Source organism: Anaerophaga thermohalophila str. Valhall, assembly GCF_000250735.1.
Lineage (GTDB): Bacteria > Bacteroidota > Bacteroidia > Bacteroidales > Marinilabiliaceae > Anaerophaga > Anaerophaga thermohalophila_A.
This window is the reverse complement of sequence record NZ_AHZV01000170.1, coordinates 1-12,620: the sequence shown is the minus strand read 5'-3', so window position 1 is coordinate 12,620 and position 12,620 is coordinate 1. Positions and strand designations below refer to the sequence as shown.

Genomic DNA, 12,620 nt, shown 5'->3' with positions numbered 1-12,620 from the left:
CGTTAGCAACCATCATCATCAAGATAATCTGCTACTATTTCGTAATGATATTCGGAAAATACGCCATCCATTCTTTCAAGAATTGATTCAATAAGATGACGTTTGCTAACATCAAATAAATCCAATACTTGCGCTTTTGCAGTATCAACATCTATTCTGTTAGCATTACATTCTTCTAATATTTTTAATAATTTCTTTTCCATGTCGTACTGTATTTATTTGTTTAACGTTACAAGCCATTAAAAAAACACCAAGCCAATGAACAAAACTATACTGGTAGGAAACGATATTAACAACATTAATAATTCTACAAGCTGGAATAATTTATTAAATGAAATAATTAAAACTTGTGGAAACAATAATTCAATATCTAAAGATAAGCCATTCCCGATTCTTTACGAAGAAATATTTTTAAAGGGTGTTAAAAAAAACAATATAGACGAATATTATCTGAAAACTGAGATTGCCAAAATAGTTGACAAGATTGAACCAAATGAAATTCACGAAGAATTGATTAAATTAAATGTTACTAATTACATTACAACAAATTACGACTACGTATTAGAGAAAGTCCTAATAGGCGATAAACCAACCCATGAAATTAAGAATAATGGTATAATTAAAGAAACTAAATACAGTGTTTTTCGACACAATAATACTAACAGGAAAAAGTTTTGGCACATCCACGGGGAAAACAATATACCAAACAGTATAACCTTAGGATTTGAGCATTATGGAGGTCAACTCCAACAATTTAGAAATTACACTGTTACAGGAACTAACTATAAAAACAAAAAATTAAATAGTAATTCGCTACATAGAAGAATAAGAGAAAATGACTTAAATAACCAATCCTGGATTGATTTAATGTTTTTGGATGAAATTCATATTTTGGGATTAGGCCTAGGGTTTGAAGAAACAGACATCTGGTGGCTTTTGACAAATAGAGTTCGATTTCAGAATGAAAGAACTGGAAATAGAAAAAACAGAATTATTTATTATAGCCCTTCGGAGTGTAAGACCCAAAGTAAAGAAGATATTATGAGAGCTTATGATATTGAACTAAAGTATATTAATGAAAAAGACAAACTGAGTTATTACAAAAAAGCTATAAAAATAATTGCAAACGGCTTGTAACGGAGCTATATACGCCAGTCGTGGCATCCACAGCATATTGAGGGTTTTGTTTTACCCAAAACCATACGTTCAAGCTGATAAATCCACAGCTGGTCTGAAACCACGCCCAGGCGCATATAGCCGGGACGTTGTATGCAAGCCTAACAAAGCGTTCACATTATGTCGCAAATATTTTTTTAACTTTTACAAACAATTAACATCTGTTTAATAAAAACTTATTGATTATGAAACTAAGAATTATAGTTGACAACGAATTAGAAGAATTCCATGGTAAAATGTCACGCAAAACATTCGAAAAAATACCATTAGCCAAAAGACCCAAATTGATTGAAAATCATTATTTTTATTTAGGAGATCCAAATAACCGTGAGATTATCATTCAAATTGACAAAGATATTATTGAAGATGGCAGTAATTTATACCTTCACCAGACTGGAAAGCGCTCATATGGTATTGATAATGAATTTATTGAATTTTAAAATTATTAAAAATGAGATTAACTTTGTATAAAAAAATTGCTATTCCAATATTCCTTTTAATTGCCTTTTTACCTTTTGTTCAATCACAAAACAACTATCAAGCTGAATGCAAGGAAATTAGTAATGATGGCCATGTCACTATAAAAATATGGAACCCTAAAAAAGGGAGATGGTATAGGATGAAAGATGCTCAAAAAGATGGAATACAAGTTCTCCTATTTAATGGAATAGCTTCAAATAAGCAATGCATTGGTCAAAAACCTTTACTCCAAAAGGAGAAAGAAAAATCTAAATTTGAAAAAATTTCAAAGAAATTTTTCAAAACAAAATCACTTTGGTTAACGTATGTGCAATCATCAAACTTAAAAAATGCACTACCCGAAAAAGTGGGAAATAAAATTGGAAAGTATATCAAATAACCGTTGATAGGGCTATGCTAAAAGAGTATCTGGAAGAACAAGAAATTATAGAACCATTAAACACAGGATTTTAATATGAAAAATTTACAATATCAATAATTCTGTTTTTCATTGGTATTTGCTCAAATGTTGCATTTGGGCAAGCAAAAAAACCAACATTAATGATTTTACCAAGCGATAATTGGTGTAATCAACGTTATTTTATGACAGAATTTAATAATCAGGGAGCTAAAGTTAAAGTTCCTGATTACAAACTTGCCTTTCAGGAAGATACAGAACTAGGTCAGGTAATTAGTAAAATCAGTTCTTTAATGGCTGAAGAAGGTTTTCCTTTAAAAAATGCTGAACAAGAATTAAAAAACATTGAGGCAAGAAGAGCTGAAGATAATATGACTATGAGTAGAACAAGTGGTGCCTCAATAGCTGAAAGCCCTTTAGATATGCTTAAGAAAAGGGCAAAAGCAGATATTCTTATTCAAATCTGGTGGAAAGTAACCAAGACTGACAAAGGGAAGGCTGTTTCGTTTACATTGGAAGCCTTTGACTCATATACAAGTAAATTAATCGCGTCTTCGACTGGAACAGGCGAACCATCGGATGATATTGTTCCTATACTCCTACTTGAGGCTGTTTCACAACATATCAATCCATTTTTAAACCAACTTCAAAATTATTTTAACGATATGTTCGAAAATGGAAGGGAAATTCATCTGACAGTTAAAAGATGGAACAATTGGGAATACTACCTTGACGATGAAATAAAGAACAAAGAAATTATAGATTACATCAATGAATGGATGAGAGAAAATACTGTAAATGGAAGATATAATCTGACTGATGCTACCGAAAATTTCATTAGGTTTGAACAGGTTAGGATACCAATATATAATAAATATGACCAACCTATGGATGCCAGAGATTTCACGAACGATTTAAGGAAATATCTAAGAGACGAGCCATTCAATTTTGATATTAAACTATTGACCAGAGGCTTAGGTGAGGCAATTTTAATATTAGGAGAAAAATAAGCTTATGAAATTACTTATATCAACAATAATCTTTGTTTTACCTATTTTTGCTTTTGCACAAAAATCGGTAAAACCAGATGATTTTGGAAGGATTGTATTAAATACATATATTCCAGAACAAATAGAGCTTCCAGTCGAAGCAAAAAATCTGCTTAGCACAAAGTTGACTCAAATTACATCAAATAATGGAATAGGAGGAAGTTCTATAAATGAACGTTTTATTATTACTGCTAATGTAAATATTGGAACTAAAGATATTATTGCAGGCCCCCCTCAAATGATTGCTCAGAACGTAGATGTAACATTTTTTGTTGGTGATGTCATTGAGAATACAATTTTCTCAAGCACTACACTCTCAGTAAAAGGTGTCGGAACCAATGAAAATAAAGCATTTATTGATGCTCTTAAACGAATAAACGTAAATGATAACCGGTTTTCAACACTCATTGAGAAAGGTAAGAATAAGATTATAGAATACTATATTTCCCAATGTGATTTTATCATTAAAGATGCAATGACATTAACCAAGCTTGAAAAATATAATCAAGCTATTTATAAGCTTTCATTGATCCCGGAGGTATGTCAAGATTGCTATTTTAAAAGCTTAGATACATTAGCCCATATCTTTCAGGAAAAAATAGATATGGAATGCGAAAAAGCCTTTAATAAGGCTAAAACTATCTGGTTTTCAAGTCTTGATAAGGAAGGCGCCAAAAAAGCTGGAGAACTATTATCCCGAATTCATCCATCATCAAAATGCATTGATGATGCAAATAAACTAATTTCAGAAATTGATGAAAAATTAAAAGAGGATGAAAAGAAGGAATGGGAATTTATGATAAGGCAATATGAAGACAACCTGGCCCGGGAGCAAGAATTGTTGGAAATGCGTAAAAAACAAAATGCACGTAATTTTCAACTGCAGCAACAAAGGATTAATACTTACAGGGAAATAGCCACAGAATATGCAAAGAATCAACCCAAATCAGTAACTAAAAATATTTATTGGAGGTAACAATGAAAAAAATATACTTATTAATTTTTGTTTTAGCCCTAGTATTGCCAAATAACGCATTTACGCAACATAATAAAACTGTAACCCTTACAGTATCTGGAGAAGGAAATACAAAACAAGAGGCCTTACAAACTGCTCTACGAAATGCAATTGAGCAAGCATTTGGTGCATTCATCTCTTCAAATACGAAAATTTTAAACAATGAATTAGTAAAAGATGAAATAGTTTCAATATCAAATGGGAACATTCAGGATTATGAAATTATTTCTGAAATTCAAAGAAAGAATGGTTTATGGAATAGTACAGTTAAAACAATTGTTTCAATTGATAAATTAACTTCATTTTCAGAAAGTAAAGGGATCACAGTAGAATTTGAAGGGGCCATATTTGCAGCTAATGTAAAGCAGCAGGAACTTAACAAAAAAAATGAAGAGACTGTTGTTGAGAACATGTCTGAAATACTAAAGGAACTTCAAGATAAATGTTTTGATTATGAAATTTCAACAAGCGCCCCCATTGCTTGGCAACCTCAAAAATACGAAAAACGTAAAAAAAATGATCCCGATTGGCAAGTTCCAGTTTCAGTGCATATTATACCGAATGAAAATCTATATTCTATTTCAAATTATTTTTATTCTACCTTAAAAGGAATCACCATATCTAAAAATGAAATTAAAGATTACTACCTAAAAAACAATGTTAATTTCTTTAGTTTCGTGATTACCCCAGCAAGAAATAATGCTTTTGCGATAGACACTATTTACAGAAATAAAAAAAGAAATAAAATAAAAGAAATAATAAGAAAAGAAATAATCAAACCTGATACAATATATTTAAGAAATAATAATTCTATTGAAATTATTAATAATTTTTTTAAATACTTTAGGAAATCCATAATGAATTTTCAAGTCAATAACGGTATTTATGTAAAACTTGGGCATGAATTATTCACAAATAAAGAAGGTTATTTAAATGATTATAAAGAATGGCCTGAACTTTATGTCAATAATTTTTCACCATGTATAATTCTATCTCGAAATGAGGATCGTGTTGTGATTAAAAAAATATTCGAACCTGGCAGAAATGGAGGACATTCCTACAAAATTTTACATTTAAAACCTTATGTATTTAATGACTATGATATATTCGAGGTTTCAAACCAATCTGATTATTGGGATAATAACCGAAGTGATAAAATAAATCAAATCCGTTGGAAACATCGAAAATTACCTTTAATATCTTTTGAGGGATTAAGGATTGGCGACAATAATATTCTAAAATTGGAATTTAATGATTTTTTTACCACCGATGAAATTTCGAAAATTACTAAATATAAAATAGAGCCTCGCATTCACGAATTAAAGAAGGAATTAGACTATTCCGGGATAAGACCGAAATATAAATATTCCGTAATAAAAAATTAAAAGTAAACCAAAATGAAGAATTACCTCTTTTCTCTATTTATTTTATTTGTTATATCTATCAATATTGTTATTCATTCTCAGGGGTTTAATGACTCACGAATATCTTTAAGCAATTTTATAGAAAGAATGTACAAAAGTTCTCCTTTTGAAGGAGTTAAAATATTTGAAGACTATGATCATCAATATTTTATTTCTATAATCTCCCTTGATAAATCGAAATACACTAACTCAAGTGTAATGAACAGAGTAGCCCAAGTTAAAGCCAGACAACAAGCTAATACTTTTTTTAATGGTTCAACAATTTCATCGGACTTGGTTATTAAAACAACCGAAACCAAGGATAGCACATCCACTGAAACAACAGTCGAAATGATAGAATCAATTCGTGAAAATTCACTTGGTTTTGTTGAAGGATTAGAGTTATTAACTAATTTTCAAACGGATGAGGGGAAAAGGATGGTATTCGTGTTTTCCAGAGAGATGAAGGAAAAAGAAGAAAAATGATTTTTTGTTTTTACAACCCTTAATTAAAAATATGCAAATGGAAAATTTTGAGTTTACAAAAGAAAAAATTGCTGCACTTGACAATACTAAACGCCGTGAGCTTTTTGAAGATTGGCGGCAAAGATTGGGCAATGAAGATGTGGAAGTGAAAATTGGAAATGTCATTATTCGGAATAGAGAAGATTTACAAGCATGGCAAATTGAAAATGGTTATTCATTTTAATAAAGGGTATGGACAAAAAAATATTAAATTCATCTATAATTAAAGGTATATCTTGTGCTTATCAAAACAGCGTAAGTTTTTATAACCATGTAAACCCCTATGTCAAACCCGAGTATTTAGTTACTGTTAATGTAGCTCAATCAATAAATGAAGATTTTAAAAACCTAATTATAAAATTAGAAGAACCAACCGACAGGCTATTGAATGAATCTTCAGACAAATTAGACGTTCTTAATCATTTTCATTATATCAAAGAATTCAAAAGAAAAAACGAAAATCAACTACGCAAAGGTAGGATTGACATTGTCATATATGAAAATGATGGCCAAGACGTTTTTCCTATTGAAATAAAAGGTTTTGACACTCCAGTAAGGAACAAACAACGGCTTTTGGAAGACATTAATAGATTGTTGTTATTTATGGGTGACGAAACTGGTCATTGTAATATCAAGCATTTTACGATAGCATTTATTCAAGAAGTAAAAGTTTTTTTTGAATCTGAAATAACAGAATCTAAAGAGCAAATTAAAAATGAATACCATAACCTACTTGCATCTGTTTATACCGATTATCTAAATGATTTTAAATTTGAGGTTCATACAGAAACAGTATTTGATAATTTATTTAAATCGCAAGCTGATTTAGAATCTTTTCCTTCCTCGCCTTCTGGTGATGATGTTGGTTTAGACGAGGTTATTGATGAACAAGGATTATTTGTAGGAGTAATAATTACGTTTTGTAGAAAAAACCACCTAAATAGCTGACAATCTGCCAATTAACAACTCAAACACTTCATTAAGATTTATGAAAGCATAAAAATATTTTGAAAGAATAGGATATTTGCCTATGAAAAAAATCAAAATTAATTAACGGCCAGCATACAACGGAGCTATATACGCCAGTCGTGGCATCCACAGCATATTGAGGGTTTCGTATTACCCTCTCCCATGCTTTCAAGCTGATAAATCCACAACTGGTCTGAAACCACGCCCAGGCGCATATAGCCGGGACGTTGGGTGTAATGTTGAAAAAATCCCTGCTATGAATAAACAATGATTAAAAATATAGTTACATTTGCAACCGAAATTTTAAAAATAAATGACAATGGACGAAGGCCCGTATCATAGTAAATTAAAGTATTAACGATTCTGTAGGGACTTTGTGTTTCCTTGCAGAATAAAATTGTAAGGAGACATCATCATGATTAAAATCTTCAAAACATTCGGCGGCTATGCTGAAATCAACGAACCACTAAAAGGTTGTTGGATAAATGTAACAAACCCTTCATTAGACGAACTCAGCAAACTCAATGTTGATTATGGATTGCCAACCGACCTGACAAATGACATCTTAGACCAAGACGAAAGACCACGTATTGAATTTGATGATGATTGGACTTTAATAATTCTTAGGATTCCAGTTGAAGTTAAAAACAATGGCGTTCCATTTCATACCATACCATTAGGAATATTTATAGCAAAGGATTTTACTTTGACGCTTTGCTTACAGGACAACGAGGTATTGCCTATTGGACAGCCATCCCCATTTCGAGACCAATACAAAGAAATAACTGACAGTATTAATTTCATCCTTCGATTGTTTCTTCGCTCAGGCAACTTGTATCTTCGTTACTTAAAACAAATTAATCAAATGACTTCATTAATTGAACAAGACCTTGAAAAATCAATTAAAAACAAGGAATTGAACAAATTACTGAAAATGGAAAAGTGTTTGGTATATTTTATTACTTCTATTAAAGCCAATGAAATCGTTTTGGCAAAACTTCGCAATTCCAAAAAGATAACCACCGAAATCAACGAAGATTTGTTAGAGGACGCATTCATTGAAAATAAGCAAGCACTTGAAATGGCACAGATATATTCCGACATTCAAAGCGGTATGATGGACGCTTTTGCTTCGGTAATATCTAATAATCTGAATGTTGTAATGAAACAATTAACTCTTATTTCGATTATTCTAATGATTCCGACTTTAATAGCAAGTATTTTTGGAATGAACGTTCCGAATTTTATGGAAAATTCATTTTGGGCAATGCCTGCAATTATCACAGGTTCATTATTTTTATCGTTTTTAGGAGTACTTATATTTAGAAAAAGACAGTGGTTTTAAATTATCGCATAAATGGACACTATACAATCAATAATTTTAGCAATTATAGAAGGGTTAACAGAGTTTTTACCAATTTCTTCAACTGGACACATGATATTGGCTTCGTATGCAATGAAAATTCACGAAAATGAATTTGTTAAAACATTTGAAGTTGCCATTCAGTTGGGTGCAATAATGGCTATTGCAATTATGTATATCAAGCGTTTTTTGCAAAGCTTTGATATTTATATAAAGCTTGCTATTGCCTTTATTCCAACAGCAATTGTCGGTTTTTTAGCATATGATTTTATTAAAGCGTATTTGTTTAATCCTATAGTTGTCTCTGTTTCATTGGTAATTGGTGGAGTTGTACTAATACTGATTGATAAAAAAATTCATCAGAAAGAAGGGCAGGTAACATCTTTAGAAAAAATCCCAATAAAAAACGCTTTTTTTATTGGATTAATTCAATGCTTATCAATGATTCCTGGCACTTCAAGAGCTGCAGCTACAATTGTGGGTGGCGTTTTTAATAAACTGGATAAAAAACAAGCCACCGAATTTTCATTTCTATTGGCAATACCAACAATGTTTGCTGCAACTGGATACGATTTGATTAAAACCAATATTGAATTTACATCACATGAAATTCAGATGCTTTTGATTGGACTTATCTTTGCATTTATAAGTGCCTGGTTTGCAGTTAGATTATTCCTGAAAATAGTTGAAAGATATGGATTTAAACATTTTGGATATTATAGAATTATACTTGGAATTATATTTTTGATAATTATGTATTAATAAGCAAAGTGATTAGTTTAACGCATTGTACATTAACACTTATTGCTAAATTTAAACACAAATGTTAAAGAAAAAAGGAACTATTCATTATTTATATGGAAAAAGATAAAAGAATAAAACAGATTAGGAATGTAACACTTCAAGGTTCGTTCATAAATTTAATCTTAACAGTAGGTAAGATTATTGCAGGAATTGTTGGTCAAAGTACTGCTATGATAGCCGATGGATTGCATTCACTTTCAGATTTTATTACAGATTTGATTGTTGTTATATTCATAAAAGTGTCTGGAAAAGAAAAAGATAAGAGCCATCATTACGGACATGGTAAGTTCGAGACTTTTGCCACTATGCTGATTAGTTTTGCACTAATAATTGTTGGGTTAGGAATTTTAATAACAGGAGCTGTGAAAATTATTGATTCACTAAAAGGAGAACTGATTGAACAACCAGGATTTATTGCTCTTTATGCCGCACTTTTTTCAATAGTATTCAAAGAAGGACTTTTTTGGTACACAAAAATTGAAGGTAAAAAATTGAACAGTCAGACAATGATTGCAAATGCCTGGCATCATAGGTCAGATACATTTTCTTCAATTGGAACAGCATTAGGAATTTTAGGGGCAATACTTTTAGGAGAGCGTTGGCGGATACTTGACCCGATTGCAGGTGTAATTGTTAGCTTTTTAATTCTAAAAGTTGCTTGGGATATTGCAAAACCGAGCATTGATGAATTGCTTGATAGTTCGCTCCCTAGAACAACTGAAAAAGAACTAGAAGAAATCATAACAAAAACTGAAGGGATTAAAAATTTCCACAACCTGAGAACCCGAAAGATAGGCGAAATTATTTCAGTTGAAGTTCATATTAAAGTTGATAAAAATATGACAGTAGAATTATCTCATCAAATTGCAACAGAGATTGAGATAGCAGTAAGAAAAAGATTTGGAGAACGCACACATGTAATTGTGCATATTGAACCATTTAGAAATGACTGACAAATAATAAACACTACACCCAACACATGGTATAGTGCATGCGGGTTTCAGGGGTTTTCGAAGGTTTGTGTCTCGTAAAAAAAGTCGGTGTAAACTGATAGGAAATCGCTTCGTAATCCCGCACGACACCATACCATCAAACGTTGCCGGCAACCCAAAGAAGCGAAGTACATAAAATTAACAGACAAGTAGTATAGATAAAATAATAGAAAAATATGGGACTATTTAGTAAAAAGAAAAAACCGATGAATGATATGATGGCTCAAATGAGTGCATCAATTTTCCCCAAAGGTGAGAAGGATATAAACGCAGTAACAGATGAGATTCTACTAATCCTTCATAATAAGATTAACAGAAAAGAGGCTACAAACATTGCGCTCAAATCAGTCTTTATTAGTAGGATGTCGAAAGAATTTGATATCGAAAGACTGAAAGCTCATCTTGCTGGTTATTGTTTACAATACTTCAATGATGACCAAGTAAAGAAACTACATGATTACTTGACTGCTTTATCTGCTGCGATGATGATTCATCGAAGAACTCCATCCGAAGTAAGGAGAGATGGTGATGCTTATGTTTGGTAAATAGTAAGGTATGGGGTTTTTCGACTTTTTAAAAATAAAAAAACAAATCAACTTAAGGAGGATTGGACTAAGACCTTTCCTAAAGAAATAGTTGAAAAGTTTTTGAGCGAGATAACGGATAATACTCAAGCATGCAGAGTTGATGAAATTCCCGAAGGAATTGGTGAATTTGGACTCGAAAAAACTAATCCAATTCCTACTTATGGTATACCCTCAAGCCAAGCATACTTACATAGTTTAAGAACAATAAATGGAGAAGTACTCAGGTACAGAAGGACAGGAAGTATAAATGTTGATAATATTAATAAACCTGTTGATGAATATGAAATATTTAATTTTCAGGGAGAAACAATTGCCTTTATTTATATTTCACCTTATCACTGGGGTACATCTTCAAAACCTCCAATAGGATTTTATGTAAAAGGCAAATCCAAAAGAACTGCAAGAATAGCTGCTCCTCCTGTTGAGACCTTCAATCAACAATCTGTTTATGAAGCATATGTTGCTAAGCTAAGAGCTGAAGATAAACTTAAATATGAGGAACAAAAGCAGAGAACTTTAAATTTCAAATCAGATTGGGAAAAATTCAAAGAAATTCTTTCAGATAAAAATATATACACACTTTATCACTTTACAGACCGTTCTAACTTGAAATCAATAAAAAAACATAAAGGATTATATTCTTGGCACCACTGTGTTACAAATGGAATCAGTATACCTGTACCTGGAGGAAATCAACTATCAAGAGACTTAGATACTAGAAAAGGATTACAAGATTTTGTTAGAGTGAGTTTTACAAGAAGCCACCCGATGATGTTTGTTCAACCAATTAGAAATAGAAACAACGTCATTCTTGAAATCGACCCCGAGGTGATTTTTTGGAATGAAACGCAATATGCAAATAAAAATGCGACAAGAAATGATGTTAATGTTGGCTCAACTATTGATGATTTTAAACAACTAAAATTTGAAATTTTCAAGCTTCCTAATCACTTTAGCTTGTCAGATATAGATAGACCATATTTTCAAGGGGAAGTACTTGTTAAAAATTTCATACCAATTAAGTATATACGAAATATAAAAGAACTAAGCTAAATGATTTTCGTTGAGAGCAAAAGAAAAAAAGAGCAAACCTTGACAAAGCTTTATCCTAATGCTTGTGTAGTTGATGTTACATCAAAAAGCAAAGAGCCTTTTATTAAGTTAAGTCCTTTTTATCCGCATGGTGATATTCCTGTTCCTTTCTCAAAGAATTTGTTTGCCTCTTCAGTTGAAGGTATTTGGCAAGGATTAAAGGTTTTTGAAAATTCTGATATTGATACTTCTAAATTTTATGTAAAAACATGAAAGATATCAAGCGGACAGTGAGAAAATACGGTAAGACTATTGGACATAGAAAAGGTACTGAAAATAACGAATTATTAGATTATTTATCGGCACGCAAAAAGATATATTTGCCTTCTTATGCATGGATTTTGCAAAATAAGGTGTCAATGATTATTGATGAATTAATTTCAATTGCATTACAGCAAGATTTGGTGTTACTCGATTATGAAACAAATACAGATATTGAAAATATAAAGAAACCCCTTTCACATGCAGGACTGATAAAAAAATTCATAGATAAAAAATACCCTGAATTAGTGTCAAAAAGATTTTGTGAGCCAATGTCAACGAAACCAAGGAAAGGGAAAAAGAATAATGAGGAAGATAATAGTGAAAAGATAACGGATAATAATCAGTTAAAATTAAACCTATGACCCAAGTAAGGGCAGCCGCTAACACGCGGTCATAAAACATTGCGCAGATAGTGGTATATTTGAACGAAATAACATTTAATCAACGGCTTAGCGAGCTGATAAGTTTGTGCTTTGAAATGCGCAACGTTTCATACCGCTGTCC

Annotated in this window: 15 protein-coding genes and 1 pseudogene; 15 read left to right on the top strand and 1 reads right to left on the bottom strand. The window is 31.5% G+C overall.

Annotated features, from left to right (window positions below; translation table 11 throughout):
- Nucleotides 1-2: 2 nt before the first annotated feature.
- Complete coding sequence (locus tag OQ5_RS0109200; RefSeq protein WP_016777209.1) at nt 3-203, bottom strand: hypothetical protein; 201 nt, start codon at nt 201-203, stop codon at nt 3-5.
- Between the two features lie 55 nt (nt 204-258).
- Here OQ5_RS0109200 and OQ5_RS0109195 point away from each other — a divergent pair, with 55 nt between their 5' ends.
- The 15 genes and pseudogenes from OQ5_RS0109195 to OQ5_RS25395 all read left to right on the top strand — a co-directional run bounded on the left by OQ5_RS0109195 (nt 259) and on the right by OQ5_RS25395 (nt 12,478).
- Complete coding sequence (locus OQ5_RS0109195; RefSeq protein WP_016777208.1) at nt 259-1,137, top strand: SIR2 family protein; 879 nt, start codon at nt 259-261, stop codon at nt 1,135-1,137.
- A gap of 224 nt (nt 1,138-1,361) precedes the next feature.
- Nucleotides 1,362-1,616 carry a hypothetical protein gene (locus OQ5_RS0109190; RefSeq protein ID WP_016777207.1) on the top strand — a complete coding sequence of 85 codons (255 nt, stop codon included), beginning with the start codon at nt 1,362-1,364 and terminating at the stop codon, nt 1,614-1,616.
- A gap of 11 nt (nt 1,617-1,627) precedes the next feature.
- Nucleotides 1,628-2,035, top strand: coding sequence for a hypothetical protein (locus OQ5_RS0109185; RefSeq protein ID WP_016777206.1), 408 nt, complete (start codon nt 1,628-1,630; stop codon nt 2,033-2,035).
- Between the two features lie 89 nt (nt 2,036-2,124).
- The gene (locus tag OQ5_RS0109180; RefSeq protein WP_026055198.1) at nt 2,125-3,063 is read left to right on the top strand and encodes a DUF6175 family protein; all 939 of its coding nucleotides are present in this window, start codon (nt 2,125-2,127) and stop codon (nt 3,061-3,063) included.
- Between the two features lie 4 nt (nt 3,064-3,067).
- Nucleotides 3,068-4,078: a hypothetical protein gene (locus OQ5_RS20665; protein ID WP_016777204.1), complete on the top strand. Its 1,011-nt coding sequence runs from the start codon at nt 3,068-3,070 to the stop codon at nt 4,076-4,078.
- Between the two features lie 2 nt (nt 4,079-4,080).
- Entirely contained in the window at nt 4,081-5,502 is a 1,422-nt protein-coding gene (locus tag OQ5_RS0109170) for a hypothetical protein (protein WP_016777203.1), read from the top strand.
- 12 nt (nt 5,503-5,514) lie between these two features.
- Nucleotides 5,515-6,006 (top strand): hypothetical protein, encoded by a 492-nt coding sequence (locus OQ5_RS0109165; RefSeq protein ID WP_016777202.1) that lies wholly within the window; start codon nt 5,515-5,517, stop codon nt 6,004-6,006.
- Nucleotides 6,007-6,043: 37 nt separating this feature from the next.
- Nucleotides 6,044-6,229, top strand: coding sequence for a hypothetical protein (locus OQ5_RS0109160; protein WP_016777201.1), 186 nt, complete (start codon nt 6,044-6,046; stop codon nt 6,227-6,229).
- Nucleotides 6,230-6,237: 8 nt separating this feature from the next.
- The gene (locus OQ5_RS0109155; RefSeq protein WP_016777200.1) at nt 6,238-6,993 is read left to right on the top strand and encodes a hypothetical protein; all 756 of its coding nucleotides are present in this window, start codon (nt 6,238-6,240) and stop codon (nt 6,991-6,993) included.
- Nucleotides 6,994-7,429: 436 nt separating this feature from the next.
- Nucleotides 7,430-8,359 carry a magnesium transporter CorA family protein gene (locus tag OQ5_RS0109150; RefSeq protein WP_016777199.1) on the top strand — a complete coding sequence of 310 codons (930 nt, stop codon included), beginning with the start codon at nt 7,430-7,432 and terminating at the stop codon, nt 8,357-8,359.
- A 12-nt stretch (nt 8,360-8,371) separates the two neighbouring features.
- Nucleotides 8,372-9,139 (top strand): undecaprenyl-diphosphate phosphatase, encoded by a 768-nt coding sequence (locus tag OQ5_RS0109145; protein ID WP_026055197.1) that lies wholly within the window; start codon nt 8,372-8,374, stop codon nt 9,137-9,139.
- 95 nt (nt 9,140-9,234) lie between these two features.
- Nucleotides 9,235-10,134 (top strand): cation diffusion facilitator family transporter, encoded by a 900-nt coding sequence (locus tag OQ5_RS0109140; protein WP_016777197.1) that lies wholly within the window; start codon nt 9,235-9,237, stop codon nt 10,132-10,134.
- 215 nt (nt 10,135-10,349) lie between these two features.
- A complete protein-coding gene (locus tag OQ5_RS0109135; RefSeq protein WP_016777196.1) occupies nt 10,350-10,718 on the top strand; it encodes a hypothetical protein in 369 nt (122 codons plus the stop codon).
- Nucleotides 10,719-10,820: 102 nt separating this feature from the next.
- On the top strand, nt 10,821-11,813 hold the full coding sequence (locus OQ5_RS21955; protein ID WP_016777195.1) for a DarT ssDNA thymidine ADP-ribosyltransferase family protein: 993 nt from the start codon (nt 10,821-10,823) through the stop codon (nt 11,811-11,813).
- A pseudogene (locus tag OQ5_RS25395) lies at nt 11,814-12,478 on the top strand (DUF6939 family protein).
- The last annotated feature ends 142 nt before the right edge of the window (nt 12,479-12,620 follow it).